The 566-nt window shown below is 58.5% G+C and carries 1 pseudogene; it reads left to right on the forward strand.

What is annotated here, in order from left to right:
• A pseudogene (locus ACR0EL_RS22645) lies at window positions 1-566 on the forward strand (glycerophosphodiester phosphodiesterase); the annotation flags it as partial.

The following is a 566-nucleotide window of genomic DNA, read 5'->3' on the forward strand; positions in this document are numbered from 1 at the left end:
AACCGCGTGACCAATTTCTCAGCCGTTACAACTGCCTACCGGGGCGCATGGGCGCGGCGGCGCGTGTTTGTGCCTGTTTATGTCGCCGTCCGGTTGCTGCTGGTTGCACTGATCGCTCCGGGCGTTGCCATCGCCGTCAATCTTGCTGTCTCATTGTCTGATCAATCGGCGCTGACGGATCAGGACATTGCGATGTTCCTGCTGTCACCAGCGGGCTTCATCGCGGCGGTTGTAGTTCTCAGCCTGTTCTTACTGGCCGAGGTCTTTGTCTTCTCGGTCATGGCCGGATCGTTGCGGATGGGTGAGCGTGACCCTTGGCGCGCGGGCAGTGCTTCCATCCGGTTGATCCTGACGCGTTTACCTGCGCTTTTCGGCTTTGCCGCACGGTTCATTTTGCGTGTGCTGGTACTTGCGCTGCCTTTTGTCGCCGTGGCTGGCCTGATCGCCTGGTGGATGCTGACTGAATACGACATCAACTATTACCTCACCTTCCACCCGCCTTCATTCTGGGTGGCGGTAGTGCTGATCGGATTTGTGGTGCTGTGTCTGGCTTGGGTTCTGATCCG

The organism is Ruegeria sp. AH12 (genome assembly GCF_056541465.1).